Source organism: Mycobacterium pinniadriaticum, from assembly GCF_026242045.1.
GTDB classification, from domain to species: Bacteria; Actinomycetota; Actinomycetes; order Mycobacteriales; family Mycobacteriaceae; genus Mycobacterium; species Mycobacterium pinniadriaticum.
Genome location: NZ_JAPJDO010000001.1, coordinates 281,933 through 298,972, shown reverse-complemented (window position 1 = coordinate 298,972; position 17,040 = coordinate 281,933). Strand labels below are relative to the sequence as shown.

The 17,040-nt window shown below is 66.2% G+C and carries 16 protein-coding genes and 1 pseudogene; 8 read left to right on the top strand and 9 right to left on the bottom strand.

The window, feature by feature from the left end:
• Nucleotides 1-5: 5 nt before the first annotated feature.
• Together ORI27_RS01555 and ORI27_RS01550 are read right to left on the bottom strand one after the other, a co-directional pair.
• Nucleotides 6-803 carry an SDR family NAD(P)-dependent oxidoreductase gene (locus ORI27_RS01555; protein WP_265994549.1) on the bottom strand — a complete coding sequence of 266 codons (798 nt, stop codon included), beginning with the start codon at nt 801-803 and terminating at the stop codon, nt 6-8.
• Nucleotides 804-815: 12 nt separating this feature from the next.
• Nucleotides 816-1,577, bottom strand: coding sequence for a crotonase/enoyl-CoA hydratase family protein (locus ORI27_RS01550; protein ID WP_265994550.1), 762 nt, complete (start codon nt 1,575-1,577; stop codon nt 816-818).
• Nucleotides 1,578-1,737: 160 nt separating this feature from the next.
• Here ORI27_RS01550 and ORI27_RS01545 point away from each other — a divergent pair, with 160 nt between their 5' ends.
• The gene (locus ORI27_RS01545) at nt 1,738-2,472 is read left to right on the top strand and encodes a TetR/AcrR family transcriptional regulator (RefSeq protein ID WP_265994551.1); all 735 of its coding nucleotides are present in this window, start codon (nt 1,738-1,740) and stop codon (nt 2,470-2,472) included.
• Nucleotides 2,473-2,516: 44 nt separating this feature from the next.
• Here the strand turns inward: ORI27_RS01545 and ORI27_RS01540 are convergent, their stop codons facing one another.
• From ORI27_RS01540 to ORI27_RS01530, 3 genes are all read right to left on the bottom strand, one after another.
• Nucleotides 2,517-3,692 carry a thiolase family protein gene (locus ORI27_RS01540; protein ID WP_265994553.1) on the bottom strand — a complete coding sequence of 392 codons (1,176 nt, stop codon included), beginning with the start codon at nt 3,690-3,692 and terminating at the stop codon, nt 2,517-2,519.
• 77 nt (nt 3,693-3,769) lie between these two features.
• Nucleotides 3,770-4,636, bottom strand: coding sequence for an enoyl-CoA hydratase/isomerase family protein (locus ORI27_RS01535; protein ID WP_265994554.1), 867 nt, complete (start codon nt 4,634-4,636; stop codon nt 3,770-3,772).
• A gap of 9 nt (nt 4,637-4,645) precedes the next feature.
• A complete protein-coding gene (locus ORI27_RS01530; RefSeq protein WP_265994555.1) occupies nt 4,646-5,419 on the bottom strand; it encodes a FadR/GntR family transcriptional regulator in 774 nt (257 codons plus the stop codon).
• Between the two features lie 85 nt (nt 5,420-5,504).
• Here ORI27_RS01530 and ORI27_RS01525 point away from each other — a divergent pair, with 85 nt between their 5' ends.
• The 7 genes and pseudogenes from ORI27_RS01525 to ORI27_RS01495 all read left to right on the top strand — a co-directional run bounded on the left by ORI27_RS01525 (nt 5,505) and on the right by ORI27_RS01495 (nt 12,996).
• Complete coding sequence (locus ORI27_RS01525) at nt 5,505-6,317, top strand: enoyl-CoA hydratase/isomerase family protein (protein ID WP_265994557.1); 813 nt, start codon at nt 5,505-5,507, stop codon at nt 6,315-6,317.
• Between the two features lie 16 nt (nt 6,318-6,333).
• A complete protein-coding gene (locus ORI27_RS01520) occupies nt 6,334-7,146 on the top strand; it encodes an enoyl-CoA hydratase/isomerase family protein (protein WP_265994559.1) in 813 nt (270 codons plus the stop codon).
• Nucleotides 7,143-7,934 carry an enoyl-CoA hydratase/isomerase family protein gene (locus ORI27_RS01515; protein WP_265994560.1) on the top strand — a complete coding sequence of 264 codons (792 nt, stop codon included), beginning with the start codon at nt 7,143-7,145 and terminating at the stop codon, nt 7,932-7,934. Before ORI27_RS01520 ends, ORI27_RS01515 begins: the two co-directional genes overlap by 4 nt.
• On the top strand, nt 7,934-9,385 hold the full coding sequence (locus ORI27_RS01510) for a class I adenylate-forming enzyme family protein (RefSeq protein WP_265994562.1): 1,452 nt from the start codon (nt 7,934-7,936) through the stop codon (nt 9,383-9,385). The genes ORI27_RS01515 and ORI27_RS01510 overlap by 1 nt, the downstream gene beginning before the upstream one ends.
• A complete protein-coding gene (locus ORI27_RS01505; RefSeq protein WP_265994563.1) occupies nt 9,375-10,880 on the top strand; it encodes a class I adenylate-forming enzyme family protein in 1,506 nt (501 codons plus the stop codon). Before ORI27_RS01510 ends, ORI27_RS01505 begins: the two co-directional genes overlap by 11 nt.
• Nucleotides 10,873-12,367: pseudogene (locus ORI27_RS01500) on the top strand (class I adenylate-forming enzyme family protein). The gene ORI27_RS01505 and the pseudogene ORI27_RS01500 overlap by 8 nt, the downstream one beginning before the upstream one ends.
• Nucleotides 12,368-12,378: 11 nt before the next feature.
• Nucleotides 12,379-12,996, top strand: coding sequence for a maleylpyruvate isomerase N-terminal domain-containing protein (locus ORI27_RS01495; protein WP_265994565.1), 618 nt, complete (start codon nt 12,379-12,381; stop codon nt 12,994-12,996).
• On the opposite strand, the gene ORI27_RS01490 is transcribed toward ORI27_RS01495, so the two are convergent.
• The 4 genes from ORI27_RS01490 to fabG form a co-directional block, all read right to left on the bottom strand.
• On the bottom strand, nt 12,981-13,667 hold the full coding sequence (locus ORI27_RS01490; protein WP_265994566.1) for a GntR family transcriptional regulator: 687 nt from the start codon (nt 13,665-13,667) through the stop codon (nt 12,981-12,983). The genes ORI27_RS01495 and ORI27_RS01490 overlap by 16 nt on opposite strands.
• A 1-nt stretch (nt 13,668) precedes the next feature.
• Nucleotides 13,669-14,862, bottom strand: a complete 1,194-nt coding sequence (locus ORI27_RS01485) for an acyl-CoA dehydrogenase family protein (protein WP_265994568.1) — start codon at nt 14,860-14,862, stop codon at nt 13,669-13,671.
• Nucleotides 14,863-14,920: 58 nt separating this feature from the next.
• The gene (locus ORI27_RS01480; RefSeq protein WP_265994569.1) at nt 14,921-16,132 is read right to left on the bottom strand and encodes an acetyl-CoA C-acetyltransferase; all 1,212 of its coding nucleotides are present in this window, start codon (nt 16,130-16,132) and stop codon (nt 14,921-14,923) included.
• A 73-nt stretch (nt 16,133-16,205) separates the two neighbouring features.
• A complete protein-coding gene (fabG, locus tag ORI27_RS01475; RefSeq protein ID WP_265994570.1) occupies nt 16,206-16,946 on the bottom strand; it encodes a 3-oxoacyl-ACP reductase FabG in 741 nt (246 codons plus the stop codon).
• Between the last annotated feature and the right edge of the window lie 94 nt (nt 16,947-17,040).

Genomic DNA, 17,040 nt, shown 5'->3' with positions numbered 1-17,040 from the left:
CAGATTCAGGTGAAATCTGAACCGCCGTCGACATTGATATTGGCTCCGGTCATGTACGAGTTGCGCTTCGACGCGAGGAAGGCGACGACCGGGCCGATCTCCTCGGGCAGTCCGGCCCGCGGCAGATGAGCGGGGTGGCCGAAATGCTCATCGATCGCGGACATCAACGCGTAGGGGTCAGATCCGTCGACGCCGACGGACTCAGCCCAGCCGGTCAGGGCTTCGGAGGCGATGCTGCCCGGCGACACGACATTGACCAGGATTTCGTCGGGCGCCAGGAATAGCGACAGGTTCTTCGAGACGCTGGTGACCATCGCCTTGGCCGCCGTGTACGCCGACAACCGTGCACTCTGTCGTTGTGTCGACTGGGCCGAGAAGTTGACGATGCGCGCCCATTCGGCACGCCGCAGCAACGGCAGTGCCGCACGCACGCACCGCACCATGCCCATCGCACCCTCATCGATGGCCGCGCGCCATTGATCGTCGGTCAGGTCGTCGAAAGTCCCTTGCACACTTGGCCCGACGGCATTGACGAGGATGTTGAGCTCACCACCCCACCGGTCGCCGATCTGATCGAACGCCCGTTGCACCTGGGCATCGTCGCCGGTGTCGGCCACCACACCGAGCGCATCCGGGCTACCCCGCCCGGTCAACTCCTCGGCCGCGGCCTCGAGCACCGCCGCCGTGCGGCCCACGAGCCCGATCCGGGCGCCGTCGTCGGCGAGGCAGCGCGCGGCGGCCAGCCCCATTCCGCGACCACCTCCGACAACGACGGCGGTGGCATCACCGAGTCCGAGATCCACCGTCGGCCGAACTCAGGTCCCGGTCCAGTTCGGCGCACGCTTCTCGGCGAACGCGACGGCGCCTTCACGGGCATCGTTGGAGGAGAAGACCGGGATGATGAGTTCCATCTGCTTCTTCCACATCTCGGCCTGGCTCCAGTCCGCGGACTGGATCAGCACATCCTTGGTCGCGGCGATGGCCAGCGGGCCGTTGGCACTGATCTTCTCGGCCAGCCCGATCGCCCCGGCCAGCGCCTCACCCGGCTCGGTGAGGACGTTGACGAACCCCCATGCCTCGCCCTGCTCGGCGGTGAACGTCTCACCGGTCAACGCGAGCTCGAACGCCTTCTGATACGGAATACGCTGCGGCAGCCGCAGTAGCCCACCACCTGCCGCGATCAGACCACGCTTGACCTCGGGGATGCCGAACTTCGCGGTCTTGGAGGCGACCACCAGATCGGTGCCCAGCACCACCTCGGTGCCGCCGGCAACGGCGTAGCCCTCGACGGCGGCGATCAGCGGCTTGCGCGGCGGGCGTTCGGTGAAGCCGATACCGCGCCCGGGGATGGCCACCACTTCACCGGCCGCGAACGCCTTGAGGTCCATCCCGGAACAGAAATTCCCGCCTGCGCCGGTGACCACGCCGACGGTCAGGTCCGGGTCGTTGTCGAGCTCATCGACCGCGTCGGCAAGTCCTTGGCTCACAGCAAGATTCACCGCATTGCGGGCCTCAGGGCGATTGATCGTGATGATCAGTATCCGGCCTTGGCGCTCACGCAGCACTGCGTCCGACACCCGGTGCTCCTCCGTGTTTGTTCCGACGGTATCGGTAAAACCTACTATAGGCTTTACAGTAACGGGTAGAGACCGAACGATCTGGAGCGGAGACGCAGTTCACACCGCAACGACCGGTAGATTGCTAGCCGCCGATTGCCAAACGGAAGGTGGACCTGCAGTGGCCAAGCCAGCGACCGCCACCAAGCGCCCACGGCGCGAGCGTGGGTCGATCAACCCCGACGACATCATCGCGGGCGCTTTCGAACTCGCCGAGCAGGTGTCGATCGACAACCTGAGCATGCCGCTGCTCGGCAAGCACCTCGGCGTCGGCGTCACCAGCATCTACTGGTATTTCCGCAAGAAGGACGACCTGCTCAACGCGATGACCGATCGGGCGCTTCGCGAGTATGTCTTCGCCACCCCCTACGTCGAAGCCGCCGACTGGCGAGAGACTCTGGCCAATCACGCCCGAGCTATGCGAAAGACCTTCATGGGCAGTCCGATCCTGTGCGATCTGATCCTGATCCGCTCCGCGCTCAGCCCGCGGGCCGTGCGCGCGGGCGAGCAGGAGGTGGAGAAGGCGATCGCCAGCCTGGTCGAGGCGGGCCTGTCTGCCGAGGACGCGTTCGATACCTACTCCGCGGTCTCGGTGCATGTGCGGGGTTCGGTTGTGCTGCACCGGCTTTACGAGAAGAACGTCGCCGCCAACGAGGACGCGCACCCACTCGAGGACGCCATCATCGGCAATGCGGAGAGCACGCCGCTACTGGCCCAGGTGAGCGCCGAGGGTCACCGGATCGGCGCCGCCGATGAGCGCAATTTCGAGTTCGGCCTGCGGTGCATCCTCGACCATGCCAGCCAGCTGATCGAGGACGGCAAGAGTTCTTCAGCGAGCAGTCGCAAACGGTCCTGAACTCCCGGCGTGTCGGAGTCGTTTGTGTCTGCTCGCAGCAGGTACTAGACCTCGATGACGACCGCGCCACCCTGACCGCCGCCGGCGCACATCGCCGCGACACCGATGCCGCCGCCGCGACGGCGCAGTTCGTACACCAGGGTGGTGACCATCCGGGCACCGGACGCCGCGATCGGGTGTCCCAGGCTGCAGCCGCTGCCGGAGAAGTTCACCAGTTCCTCGTCGAGGCCGTACTCCTTGCAGGCGGCAATCGGCACTGAGGCGAAAGCCTCGTTGATCTCCCACAGCGCCACGTCGGACGGCTTGAGGCCGGCCCGGTCGAGCACCTTGCCGATCACCTTGACCCCGCCCAGACCGGTGTCGCACGGGGGGACGCCCACCGCACCCCAGGCCTTGACCGTGGCCATGACGTCCAGCTTCTCAGCGTCGGCGTAGGACCGATCGACCAGCGCGACGGCCGCGCACGCATCGTTGGTGCCGCTGGCGTTGCCGGCCGTGATCGAGAAGCCCTCGATCTCCGGGTGCAGCACCTTCAGGCCGGCCAGCTTCTCAACGGTGGTGTCGCGGCGGGGGTGCTCGTCGACGCTGAAGTCGACCACCGAGCCGTCGAACTGCTGGATCTTCAGCGGCAGGATCTCGTCGAGGAACTTGCCGGCGTCCATCGCGGCGATGGCGCGCTGGTGCGAGCGCGCCGCCCAGGCATCCATATCCTCGCGCGTGAGGCCGTAGGACTGTGCCGTGTTCCACCCGACCGTGATGGACATGTCCTTGGCGGGTGCGTCGGGAGTCTCGACGTGAGTCGGCGGCATCCACCGCTCCTCGAACTTCAGTTCAGGTCCGGGGATGCGCCAGTTGGTCAGCGGCGTCATCGACAGCGACTGCACACCGCCGGCGATGAGCACGCGCTCCATACCGGAGCCGATCTGGGCCGAGGCGTTGCCGATCGCGGTCAGGCTGCCCGCACAGTGCCGGTTGACCGACTGGCCCGGGATGTTCTTCAGACCAGTCGCATCGGCCGCGTAGCGTGCGAGATCGCCACCGCCGTAATGGGATTCGGCGAAGATAATGTCATCGATCACCTCCGGGTCCACACCGGAGCGGCGAATGACCTCAGGCAGCACCGCAGTGATGAGTGTTTCGGGCGGCGTGTTGACCAGCGTCCCCTTGAAGGAACGACCGATCGCGGTCCGGACGGCACCGACGATGACTGGTTCGGGCATGACGACCTCGCTTCGACTCTGCAGACGTTACAAAAGTAGCAGAAACTGTATTGCCGACGGTAAGTGGTCCATGTCACTCAAGGCTCCGGCACGTGGAAATGCTCGTCACGCAGGCGGAACGCCTCCTTGGTCCCGACCTGCGCCCTGGTCTTGACGAAATTGAACTCTCCCGGCGCGAACTGCAGGTTGGTGCCGTAGGCGTGGAAGATGTAGCTGGCGACCTCTTCACCCTGGTAGGCCTGGCTCTGTTCGACCAGCCGGAACGCCTCTTTGGCGATGACGACGCCGTCGGCCGGCATCTTGGCCGTCTTCTCCGCCCAGTACTGCGCTCGTGCCGTCACCTTGTCGGCGTCGCAAGTGTCGGTGAAGACGCCCAGGTGCTCGACATCGCCGGCGGTGATGATGTCGCCGGTCAGCAGCAGCCGCCGGGCCAGTACCGGCCCGAGCCGGTGGAAGAACATGTGCAGGCTGCCCAGCGCCGGGCCGAGGAACCGGGTGGCCGGCATGCCGATCTTGGTGTCGCGGGCGATAACTGAGATGTCGGTCATCAACGCCATCTCAAATCCACCGCCGAGCGCGTACCCGTTGATCTCGCCGATCGTGACCTTCGGGAAGCCCATCAGGTTGTGGTAGAAGCCGAATGACTTGCGGTCCACCGTGAGCCGGCGTCGTTGGCTGGGTCGGCGCTTGGCCTGTTCCTCGGTTTTTCCGCCATACCAGGCGTAGGCATTGTTCATGTTCGCCCCAGTGGAGAACACCCCTTCGGCGCCACGCAACAGCACGACGGTGATGTCGTCGTCCTCAGCCACGACATCCAGGTACCGTGCGACGGTCTCGCGCATGACCGCGTCGTAGGAGTTGCGCTGAGCGGGGTTGTTGAGGGTGATCGTGGCGATCCGCTGGTCGCGGTCAACCTCGAAGAGCACACGATCGTCGTCGGTCATATCGGTTCCTCATCTGGGGTCTGCGTTGGAAATGAGCTTGGCTTCGATGGTTCGGTCCCGGCCGACGGCCAGGGTGTTGCGCCGCGCGGCGGCGAGGTGGTCTTGCGCCAGCCGAACCGCGCGGTCGGCGTTGCCGTCGGCTATCGCGTCGAGCATCTTGTGGTGATCGCGCAGCGCGGCCCGCATGGTCTTGTCCCGCATGGGGTCCGGCTCGTCGCTCCACACCGACGACTCGTGGGCCGACCAGATCAGCTCGAGCGAGCCGATCAGCAGGATCATCGGCTCGTTACCACACCGTGAGACCAGCGCCTCGTGGAAGCGGCGGGCGTTGGGAACGTACTGGGCGGTGTCGCCGAATTGGGCTTCCTGACGGTCGATTTCGGCCTGGAGATAGGGCACGACCTCCGCCATCCGGTCCTCGCGGGCGGCGCACATGCCTGCGCAGATCGGCTCCAGATGCATCAACGCACCGCTGACGTCGGCCGGGGTGGAGGACCGTGATTGCAGCACCATGCTGATCATGTGGGCGGTGCGCTCGGCGGACGGGAGATGAACCACCGCGCCGCCCATGTTGCCGCGGCGCACCGACACCAACCCGTCGACCTCGAGGATGTGGATCGCCTCGCGCAGCGCCGGTGGACTGACCCCGAACTCGGTGAAGAGACTCTCCTGCGACGGAAGTACGTCACCCTCGCGCAACCGCCCGGACAGGATGTCATCACGCAGCCGGGAAGCGACGATCTCGGCGACCCGCGGCGAGCGGATGCGGGGAGCAGCGGCCACCGTCAGTCCATCCTATCCTTGCTATCTTGTACAAGATAGCACTACTGTATGACCATCTGTAAAGTCACGAAGGGCGGATTCTTCGGTGGGTGACGAGGCCCGGTCGACTGACGGTGTCGTGACGATATCGCGGGATGGCGCCGTCCTGCAGATCGTGCTCGAGCGATCCGGCCGGCGTAATGCCCTCAGCCACAGCATGATCGACACTCTTGTCGATGCCCTGGCGAAGGCCGCGAGCGACGACGGCCTGCGCGCGGTCCATCTCACCGGAGCGGGTCCGGACTTCTGCTCCGGGGTCGACTGGGCGGACTCCAACAGCGGTGGCCGGCGGCCCCGCACCGGCGACCTGGTTCGCCGCATCCCCCACACCGCGCACCGGGTGATCGAATTGGTGCACACCCTGCACCTGCCTGTGGTGTGCACGGTGCGCGGCTGGGCCGCCGGCATGGGCTGCAATCTGGCGCTGGCCGCCGACTTCACCGTCGCCGCCACCGACGCCGTGTTCTGGGAGCCGTTCCTGAACCGCGGTTTCAGCCCGGATTCCGGTTCGACGTGGCTGCTGCCCCGACTGGTGGGGATGGCGCGCGCCAAGGAGATGCTGCTTCTCGGCGAGAAGGTGGACGGCGCGACAGCGGCGCAGTGGGGGCTGATCCATCGCAGTGCCGACGACGCAGCCCTCGACGCAACCGTGGGAACCCTGCTGGAGCGGCTCGCATCAGGCCCGACCGTCGCCGTCGGCCTTGCCAAGCAGGCCATCAACCACAGCCAGCACGCCACCCTGAACCAAGCCATGATGCAGGAGCTGTTCAACCTGGAACTGTCCTGCCGGACATCGGATTTCAAAGAGGGTCTGGCAGCCTTCCGGGAACGGCGTTCACCGGACTTCACCGGGCGATGAGACGAAGGGAAGATAGATGTCGGCAGGTGCGTACGACACCATCGGTTACCAGGTCGACGGCCACACGGCCACGATCACCCTGAACCGTCCGGAAGCGCTCAATGCGCTCAGTCCGCACATGATCTCCGAGTTGCGTGCCGCATACGATGACGCCGAGAACGACGACAACGTGTGGCTGCTGGTCGTCACCGGCACCGGACGTGCGTTCTGCACCGGCGCCGACGTCAAGGAGATACCCGAAGACGGCAAGGTGATCAACGAGCGGCCCTACCTATCCACCTACGACCAGTGGGAGGCGCCGCAGGAAGGCACTCCGCCGTTTCGCCGGATGGCCAAACCAGTGATCGTGGCGATCAACGGAATCTGTTGTGGGGCCGGCCTGGACTGGGTGACCACCGGCGATATCGTGATCGCCTCCGAGAAGGCCACGTTCTTCGACCCGCACGTGTCGATCGGCTTGGTGGCCGGGCGGGAGATGGTCCGGCTGGCCCGGGTACTGCCTCGCACGGTGGCGCTGCGGATGGCGATCATGGGAAAGCACGAACGAATGGACGCCCAGCGCGCCTACGACCTCGGATTGATCACCGAGATCGTCGAGCACGACCGTCTGCTCGAACGAGCACACGAGATCGCCGACACCGTGAACCGCAACGCGCCGTTGGCGGTTCGGGGTACCCGGTTGGCGGTCATCAAGGGCCGCGAGATTCCCATGCACGAGGCCGAGATGCTGGCCGAGGCCTTCCGGGAGCGCAACCTGCACACCGCGGATTCCCTCGAAGGGCCCAAAGCATTCGTCGAGAAGCGCGCCCCGGAATGGCAGTGCCGATGACCGCCGCGTTCGAAACCATCCTGCTCGACTTCGACCGGACCGACCACGTCGCCACCATCACTCTCAACCGCCCCGACCGGCTGAACGCGTTCAACCGCACGATGTGCGAAGAGGTGGCGGCCGCGTGGCGGATCGTGAAGAACGACAACGCCATCAACGCCGTGGTTCTGCGCGCCGCCGGGGACCGGGCATTCAGCGCCGGTCTGGACATCAAGACCCCATACGGTCAGCCGCACAACGTGTGGAATCACGAGGATCCGGGCGAGTTGCTCAGCCCCAAATGGCAGAAGATGTGGAAGCCCGTGGTGTGCGCCGTGCACGGAATGTGTACCGCCGGGGCGTTCTACTTCATCAACGAAGCCGACGTGGTGATCTGTTCCTCGGAGGCGACCTTCTTCGACTCCCACGTCAGTGCCGGGCTGGTCTGCGCCCTGGAGCCGATCGGGTTGATGCGCAAGGTCGGGCTGGCCGAGTCCTTGCGAATCGCGCTGATGGGCAACGACGAACGGGTCAGCGCCGACACCGCTCTGCGCATCGGCTTGGTGTCCGAGGTCGTCGCACCCGACGATCTGTGGAGCCGGGCCCACGAGATCGCCGCGACCATCGCCGCCAAGCCCCCGTCGGCCACCCAGGGCACCGTCAAGGCGATCTGGGAGTCGCTGGACAAACCCTACCGCGCAGCGATGGAGCAGAACCTGATCTACACCCGGCTGGGTAATCCGTTGGGCCAGGCCGAATTGGCCGAGCAGGACAACAACGACACCCGGACCGCCCCAAGGGTGCGGTGATGCATGCGCTGTGCCGGCGGATCAGCGAGGTCGTCAGCCTGGACTCCGACGGCAACGCAATCGAGTACGACGGGAGCTGGTGCACCTGGGGACAGCTCGCCAGCCTGTGCGGGCAGGTCGCCGCAGCGGTACAGCCAGGAACCCAGACCGGAATCCTGTTGCGTAACACACCCGCACACGTGGCATCGTTGCTGGGCGTGTTGTCGGCGGGAGGATGCGTGGTCGTGGTCAATCCGTCGCGTGGGGATGACCGCATCCGGGCCGACCTGGCCGAGCTTGACCTGCCGATCGTCGTCGGCACTGCCGACGACATCAGGATGCTGACGACCCCGGACGACACCACCACCATGATCACGATCAGCGACGTGGACAGTCCCGCGCGGATCCGCACTGGGGTGCCAAGCAACCCGGGCCCGACAACGGTCGCCGTGCGGATGCTGACCAGCGGTACCACCGGTCCGCCCAAGCGAGTGGACCTCACTTACGACATGCTCGCGGTTTCGGTCATCGGCAGCGACTTCGCCACCGCCCCGGCGCCGACGGGGCTCTCCGGCAGCGTCGCGATAGTCAACGCGCCGCTGGTCCACATCGGCGGTGTGTACCGGGTGCTGCAATGTGTCTGCGAAGCAAGGCCATTCGTCTTGCTGCCACGCTTTGAGCTGACGTCCTGGGCCGAGGCTGTGCGCCGATATCGCCCCAAGGCGGTGTCACTGGTGCCCGCCGCGCTGCGCATGGTGCTGCATTCCGATCTGGGTCGCGACGACCTCGCCGGGGTGCGGGCCGTGACGTCAGGCACCGCTCCGCTGTCGGCCGACGATGCCGACGCGTTCACCGAGAAATTCGGCATACCCGTGCTCGCCTCGTACGCGGCAACGGAATTCGGCGGTGGGGTGGCCGGCTGGACGCTGGCCGACTACCGGGAGCACTGGGAGTCCAAGCGAGGCAGCGTCGGCCGAGCCAGCCTCGGCGCCCAACTGCGGGTGGTATCCGAGGATGGCGTACCGGTGCCGCCGGGTCAGACCGGCCTCTTGGAGGTCAAGCCGGGTCAGCTCGGGCCTGGGGCGCGGTGGGTACGGACGACCGACCTGGCGCGCATCGACGCCGATGGCTTCCTCTGGATAATCGGCCGGGCCGATCAGGCCATCATCCGCGGCGGTTTCAAGGTGCTGCCCGACGATGTTCGGGCCGCGTTGGAAAGCCACCCCGCGGTGCTCGGCGCCTCGGTGGTGGGCCGCCCCGACGAACGCCTGGGCGCGACTCCCGTCGCGATGGTCGAGTTGCGCGGCACGCCACCGGTGAACGACGCTGAATTAACCGAGTACCTACGAACCAGACTTGCACCGTACGAGATTCCCTCCGCCATCGCGATCGTCGAGGCGATCCCCCGGACGCCGTCCGGGAAGGCGGATCTCACCGCAGTCCGGCGACATTTCACAGGACGTGAACGCTGACACCGTCGGGCGGCTGCTGTGCGAGCAGGCCGCCGTCCGCGGCGATCATCCACTGTTGGTGTGCGATTCCGAGCGGCTCAGCTACGCCGACGCCGAACTACGCTCGGCCGGCCTCGCCCGTCGACTGATCGCTCTGGGTGCCGGTAAGGGCACTCATGTCGGCGTGCTCTACCCCAACAGCCCCGAGTTCGTCGTCGCGATGCTGGGCGCGGCCCGCATCGGCGCGGTCGTTGTTCCCTTCTCCACCTTTTCCACCGGTCCTGAGTTGCGTGATCAGCTCGTCCACAGCGACACCGAGATCCTGCTGGCCGCGTCATCCTTTCGCGGTCACGACTACCTCGCCCGGCTTCGGGACGTGACGGCGCCGTGGTTACGTCAGGTGGTGTTCGATGGCGACCTCCCCGGGGCCGCTGCTCCAGAGCTGGCCGCCCTCGAAGCGGACGTCGACGGCTGCGACCCGCTGGTGATCGTCTACACATCGGGATCCACCGGGGCACCCAAGGGGGTTGTGCACACCCACGAGTCGCTGCTGGGCCACCAACGCAACCTCAACAAGATCCGCCGGCTGAGTGCGGATGACCGATTGTTCTGCAACTCCCCGTTCTTCTGGATCGGCGGGTTGGGGTTCGCCCTCCTGGCGACCCTGGCTGCGGGCGCCACGCTGGTCTGCTCGAACGCCACCGACGCCGGGGAGGTCCTCGATCTCCTCGAGGAGGTACGGCCGACGATGACCAACGGATTCGCCTCCGGAATCCTGCATTTGGCGCGTCATCCGAGTTTCCCGGGCCGGGACTTGTCGTCGATGCGACGCGGCAACCTCTACCCCATCATGGATCCCGCCGTTCGGCCGCGGGATCCGGAGCTGCGTCACAACATGCTGGGCATGACGGAGGCCGGCAGCGTTGTGCTGCTCAGCGGTGACGAGACCGACCAGCCTGAACACCGCCGCGGATCGTTCGGTGTGCCCGCCCCCGGTTTCCAGGCGCGCATCGTCGACCCCGATACCGGCGGCACGCTCGCCACGGGGGAGATCGGCGAGCTGTGCATCCGGGGCCGCTACCTCATGCAGTGCTACTACAAGCGCAGCCGTGAGGAGTGCTTCGACGCCGACGGATGGTTCCATACCGGCGATCTGTTCCGGACCGACGCCGACGGGTTCTTCTACTACGTCGGCCGGCGCAAGTCCATGATCAAAACCGCGGGCGCGAACGTCATTCCGGCCGAGGTGGAAAAGGCAATCGCCAAGGTCGCCGACGGCCTGGTCGCCCATGTGCTCGCGCTGCCCGATCCAGGGCGCGGTCAGATCGTCGCCGCGGCGGTGATCGTCGAGGGTGGCGGGTCGTTCAACGAGGGCGCGCTGCGGGAGAAGCTCAAGACCGAACTCTCGTCGTACAAGATCCCGCGGCGCTTCGCGGCACTCTCGCCCGACGAACTGCCGCTGACCTCCAGCGGGAAAGTCGACCTGGCCAGGCTCGCGGCGGTATTCGATGATTGACACCGTCGACGCGCTCATCCGCGCCCAGGCGAACCGGTTCACCGACAAGCCGTTTGTCATCGACCCGACGAACAGGATGACCTACGCCGAGCTTGACTCGTGTGACAAGCACTCTCGCCGCCGCGCTGATCAACGCGGGGATCGGCAAGGGCAGCCGGGTTGGGCTGATCATGCCCAACAGTGTCAGTTGGGTGCAGCTTGCCCTGGCGCTGACGCGTGTCGGCGCCGTGCTGGTTCCGCTCAGTACTCTGCTGACCGCAGGTGAGCTCGCCGCCCAGCTACGAGTCGCCTCGGTGCGCCATCTGATCGCCGTCGAGGAATTCCGGGGCCATCGGTACCTGGACGATCTCGCACCCGAAATCACCAAACTCCCTGCACTGCAGCGCGTATGGTCGACCTCCGAGCTCCCGACAGGCACCTCTGGCGCGGAAATCGGCGATTTCGCCGCCACTGTCGTGCCTGCCGATCCGATGGTCGTCATGTTCACCTCCGGCAGCAGCGGACCGCCGAAGGGAGTGATCCACTCGCACGGTAGCGCGCTGGCAGCCGCGCGATCCGGGCTGGCTGCCCGCTGTATCGACAGCGCCACCCGGCTGTATCTGCCGATGCCGTTCTTCTGGGTCGGCGGCTTCAGCAGCGGCATCCTGTCCGCACTGGTCGCCGGCGCCACCCTGGTGACCGAGGAGATCCCGCAACCCGAAACCACGCTGCGGCTCCTGGAACGGGAGAAGGTGACACTGTTTCGCGGCTGGCCCGATCAGGCCGAAGCACTGGCCCGCGCCGCGGCCGAAGTGCGGGCCGACCTGTCTGCGCTACGCGGGGGGAGCCTGGATGCGCTGCTGCCCGCCGACCAGCGGCCCTCGCCTGGCGCGCGGGCGAAGCTTTTCGGCATGACGGAATCGTTCGGACCTTACTGCGGTTACCCCGCCGACACCGACCTGCCTGAATCGGCATGGGGAAGCTGCGGGAAACCCTTCGACGGCATGGAGGTTCGCATCGTCGATATCGACACCGGCGACCCGCTGCCCGTCGGCTCCATCGGCATGATCCAGCTCCGCGGGCCACACTTGTTGCGCGGGATGTGCCGACGCAGTCGCGAGCAGCTGTTCACCACGGACGGCTTCTACCCGACCGGCGACCTCGGCCATCTCGACGATGGCGGGTTCCTGTTCTACCACGGCCGATCAGACGACATGTTCAAGGTGAGCGGCGCCAGCGTGTACCCCGGTGAAGTCGAAGCGGCGCTGCGGGAAATCGGCGGCGTACGAGCTGCGTTCGTCACCGATGTGGAGGGGCGGGTCGGCGCCGCGGTGATCTGCGACGGCGCCACGCGCAAAGATCTGCGCGCCGAGGCCCGCGCGAGACTGAGTTCGTTCAAGGTACCGACCTTGTGGCTACTGCTCGATTCCGCCGACGACGTCCCCCGGGGGGCCACCGGCAAGGTCGACCTTCGGCGTCTGCGTGAGTTGCTGGCGGGGCAGGAGTAGCTTTCACAACGATGACCGACCACACCCTCGAGAAGCGCACCCACCTCTATCACCGGGCCGGTGACCACGCGGTGGCAGTGATCGCGCAGGTACCCGAGGACGGGTGGGACAGTCCTGCACTCGGGACGTGGACGGTGCGGACGCTCGTCGGCCACATCGGCCGATCGTTCACCACCGTCGTCGAGTACTCGGCGCGGCCGGCGGAGCGCGTAGACGTCGCCGATGCCGCGGAGTACTACCTGGCGATCGCCGGAATTCTCGCCGACCCCGAACAGATCGACGCCCGCGCGGTGCAAGCCGGACTCGCACTCGGTGACGATCCCTTGAACGCCGTCCGCGCACTGCGTGATCGAGCGGCCGCAGCACTTGCCGCCGATGATCGGCTCATCCGCACCATCGCCGGTGGGATGTGGCTGTCGGACTACCTGCCCACCCGCATCCTCGAGCTCGGGTTGCACAGCGTCGATCTGGCTCGCGCCATCGGAATGCCCGAGGCGTTGCCACCGGAGGTCGCCGGCAATGTGCTTGACCTCGCCGTCGAAGTCGCGCAACGCCGTGGCGACGGTCAGGCGTTGATGTGCGCCCTCACCGGTCGCGGCACCCTGCCACCGGGCTATTCCATCGTCTGAAAGCGCTGTGCTACACCCTGTTTGACCAGATGTTCGATCAGAGGCGCCGCGCCCGCCGCCAAGTGCTGTGACATCGCCGCCCTGGCCCGGTCCCCGTCGCGGGCCTTGAGCGCTGCCAGGATCCGCTTGTGGTCCGCGATCGACTTGGCCGGCCAGCCCTCGATGGTCGGGAACACCGATTCGGGTGCATAGCGGGTGATCTGGGACATCAATTGAGCCAGCTTCGGCGAATCCGCCGCGACGTTGATGGCGCGATGGAACTCGTGGTTCAGCCGTACCGCGCGGTTGCCGTCGTCGGCCCCGTAGGCCTCCACCAGCTCGTCATGGATCGCCACCAGCTCCCGCAGCTGCACATCGGTGATGTTCAGCGCCGCCCGCGCCGCCAGCTCCCCGCCGACATGGGCCTGCAGATTGGACACGTCGGTGATGTCGCGATCGGTGAACGGCAACACGACGAAGCCTCGCCGGGGCAGCTGGTCGAGCAGGCCTTCCCCGCGCAGCTCGAACAGCGCTTCCCGGACCGGGGTGACACTGACGCCCAACTCCGCCGCCAGCTGGTCCAACCGAATGTATTCCCCGGCGGGGTAAGTGCCGTTGAAGATCCGAGTCCGGACGAACCGGGCGACATCCTCGGCCAGCTGCGGGCGTGGCGCGAAATCGGGTGCGCCCATGTCAAATCCGATAGTCGGCGAGCAGCCGCTTGCTGATGATGTTCTTCTGGATTTCGCTGGTGCCCTCGCCGATCAGCAGGAACGGTGCATCCCGCATCAACCGCTCGATTTCGTACTCCTTGGAATACCCGTATCCGCCATGGATGCGGAAACTCTGCTGGGTGACCTCCGCGCAGAATTCGCTGGCCAGGTATTTCGCCATCCCGGCGGCGACGTCGTTACGCTCGCCGGAGTCCTTCAGCCGCGCGGCATTGACCATCATCAGGTGTGCCGCTTCGACTTTGGTGGCCATCTCGGCCAACTGGAAGGCGATCGCCTGATGTTCGGCGATCGGTTTGCCGAAGGTGCTGCGCTGCTGCGCGTATCGGACGGCCAGTTCGAAGGCGCGAACGCCGACCCCGCAGGCTCGGGCGGAGACGTTGACACGGCCGACCTCGACGCCGTCCATCATCTGGAAGAAACCCTGGCCCGGCTTGGCGCCGAGGACGTCGTCGGCACTGGCCAGGTAACCGTCGAAGATCAGCTCGGTGGTATCGATGCCTTTGTAGCCGAGCTTGTCGATCTTTCCTGGAATCGTGAGTCCAGGTGCGACTTCACCAAAGCCGGAGGGCTTTTCGATCAGGAAGGCCGTCAGGTTTCGGTGCGGCTTGTCGGCACCTTCATCGGTGCGCACCAACGCGGCGACCAGAGTCGAACTGCCTCCGTTGGTCAGCCACATCTTCTGACCGTCGATGGTGTAGGTACCGTCGCCGTTGTTCTTGGCCTTGGTGCGGATCGCGGCGACATCGGAACCCAGCTCGGGTTCCGACATCGAGAACGCTCCCCTGATCTCGCCGGTGGCCATCCGAGGCAGGAAGCGCTGTTTCTGCTCGTCGGTGCCGTGCTGGCGAATCATGTACGCGACGATGAAGTGGGTGTTGATCACCCCGGAGATGCTCATCCAGCCGCGGGCCAACTCCTCGACGCACAGTGCGTAGGTGAGCAGCGACTCGCCGAGCCCGCCGTACTCCTCGGGGACCATCAGGCCAAACAGGCCCATGTCCTTCATCTGGTCGACGATGGCCTGCGGATAAGTGTCGGAGTGCTCAAGGTCCTGAGCGTTGGGGATGATCTCCTTGTCGACGAATTGCCGTACTGTGGAGACGATTTCGGTCTGAACCTCGGTCAGTCCGAGGGTTTGGGCGATGCGTGTCATATGGTGTCACTCCTCCTCATCGCTTCGCTCTGCATCGTCGCCGACACGTCACGGTGCGTCAGCCCACCTTCTCGAAAACCGCGGCCAGGCCCTGGCCGCCGCCGATGCACATCGTCTCCAGCCCGTAGCGCGCCCCTTTGCGGTGCAGCTCACGGGCCAGTGTGGCCAGCATCCGCCCACCGGTGGCTCCGACCGGATGCCCGAGCGAGATGCCCGAGCCGTACACGTTGGTGCGCTGATGGTCGGCGTCGGTGAACTTCCACTCGCGCATGACGGCCAGCGCCTGAGCGGCGAACGCCTCGTTGAGCTCGATGAGGTCGATATCGGCGAGCGTCAGACCGGCTTTGGCCAACGCGACCTCGGTGGCGGGCACCGGCCCGATTCCCATCACCTGGGGCCCGACCCCCGCCGAGCCCCAGGACACCAGCCGCACCAGCGGCGTCAGCCCCAGTTCGGCGGCCCTCTCCGGGGTAGTCACAACGCACATCGATGCGGCGTCGTTCTGACCGCTGGAGTTTCCAGCCGTCACGGTTGCGTCCGGATCATCTTTGAGCAGAACGGGTTTGAGTTTGGTCAACGACTCGACGGTGGTGTCGGCCCTGGGGTGCTCGTCGGTGTCGATCACGTCGTCACCACGCCGGGTACTGACGGTCACCGGGATGATCTCCTCAGCAAGGATGCCGTCCTTCTGCGCGGCGACCGCCCGCTGATGCGAGGCCACCGCGAGCTCGTCTTGCTCCTGGCGCGAGATGCCGTACTCGCGGCGCAGGTTCTCCGCGGTCTCCAGCATGCCTCCCGGCACCGGGTAGTGCTTACCCCCGGCGGTGGTCCGCCCCCGGGCCAGACCATCGTGCATCCGGACCCCGGTGCGGCTGCCGCCCCAGCGCATGTCGGTGGAGTAGAACGCCACGTTGCTCATGCTTTCGGCGCCACCAGCGATGACGAGATCGTTGTCGCCCGAGGCGACTTGCAGGCACGCCTGGATGACCGCCTGTAGACCCGACCCGCACCGCCGGTCGACCTGCATGCCGGGCACCGTCACCGGTAGGCCGGCGTCGAGCGCGACGACTCGGCCGATCGCCGGCGCCTCGCTGTTGGGGTAGCAGTGCCCGAGGATCACGTCCTCGACGGTGTCTGGTGCGATCCCGGTGCGCGCCAGCAGACCCTTCAGCGCGGCAACCCCCAGGTCGACCGCCGTCAAGGAGGCGAACATCCCGCCGTAACGCCCGATCGGTGTCCGCACCGGTTCGCAGATGACTGGTGTTCTCATCGTTGCGTCCAAACCGACAAAGGGGCGGGAAAGTGCGAGTAGATCGCACCATTTCGTCGATCTCGGCGCATGGTCACAGGTGCCGTCCGCCGGCGACCTCGAGGACCGTGCCGGTCATGTACGACGACAGGTCGGAGGCCAGGAACAGCGCCACCTTGGCGACCTCGGAGGGTTCTCCGGCACGCCCCATCGGCACCTCGGCGACCTTGGAATCCCAAATGCGTTGCGGCATCGCCTCGGTCATCGCCGAGCGGATCAGGCCGGGCTGGATGGCGTTGACCCGCACGCCGAGGTGTGCCAGCTCCTTGGAGGCCGCCTTGGTCATGCCGACGATGCCGGCCTTGGCAGCCGAATAGTTGGTCTGGCCGATCATGCCGACCTTGCCGGAGATCGAGGACATGTTCACGATCGCGCCGCGCTTCTGCTCGCGCATCACCGACGACGCCTTCTTCAGCCCGTTCCAGGTCCCCTTCAGGTGTACCGAGATCACCTGGTCGAACTCGTCCTCGGTCATCTTGCGCAACGTCGCGTCACGGGTGATGCCGGCGTTGTTCACCATGACGTCGAAGCTCCCGAAGTGCTCGATGGCAGCGTCGACGAGGGCGTCGACATCGGCGTAGGCGGTGACATTGCACCGCACGGCTCGTGCGACGTCGGCCCCGCCGAGCTTGTTGACCGCCTCTTCGGTGGCGTCGAGGTTGAGGTCGCCGAGGACCACGCGGGCGCCCTCGGCGACGAACTGTTCGGCGATCGCAAAGCCGAGGCCCTGCGCTCCACCGGTGATGACGGCGGTCTGGCCAGCCAGCAACGACATCTGATCTCTCCCACTTCCCTCGACGACCTGCGATTCGGCAACATCATATTTCATATATGATCGCGCCAGCCAGTGCCCCCACCCCCTAGGAGCC

What these genes read in the sequence shown, in the direction of transcription:
- ORI27_RS01535 (WP_265994554.1), bottom strand. Translation starts at nt 4,636, where the DNA reads ATGACCGACGACGATCGTGTGCTCTTCGAGGTTGACCGCGACCAGCGG.
- ORI27_RS01495 (WP_265994565.1), top strand. Translation starts at nt 12,379, where the DNA reads ATGACCGACCACACCCTCGAGAAGCGCACCCACCTCTATCACCGGGCC.
- ORI27_RS01540 (WP_265994553.1), bottom strand. Translation starts at nt 3,692, where the DNA reads ATGCCCGAACCAGTCATCGTCGGTGCCGTCCGGACCGCGATCGGTCGT.
- ORI27_RS01515 (WP_265994560.1), top strand. Translation starts at nt 7,143, where the DNA reads ATGACCGCCGCGTTCGAAACCATCCTGCTCGACTTCGACCGGACCGAC.
- ORI27_RS01485 (WP_265994568.1), bottom strand. Translation starts at nt 14,862, where the DNA reads ATGACACGCATCGCCCAAACCCTCGGACTGACCGAGGTTCAGACCGAA.
- ORI27_RS01480 (WP_265994569.1), bottom strand. Translation starts at nt 16,132, where the DNA reads ATGAGAACACCAGTCATCTGCGAACCGGTGCGGACACCGATCGGGCGT.
- ORI27_RS01510 (WP_265994562.1), top strand. Translation starts at nt 7,934, where the DNA reads ATGCATGCGCTGTGCCGGCGGATCAGCGAGGTCGTCAGCCTGGACTCC.
- ORI27_RS01490 (WP_265994566.1), bottom strand. Translation starts at nt 13,667, where the DNA reads ATGGGCGCACCCGATTTCGCGCCACGCCCGCAGCTGGCCGAGGATGTC.
- fabG (WP_265994570.1), bottom strand. Translation starts at nt 16,946, where the DNA reads ATGTCGTTGCTGGCTGGCCAGACCGCCGTCATCACCGGTGGAGCGCAG.
- ORI27_RS01520 (WP_265994559.1), top strand. Translation starts at nt 6,334, where the DNA reads ATGTCGGCAGGTGCGTACGACACCATCGGTTACCAGGTCGACGGCCAC.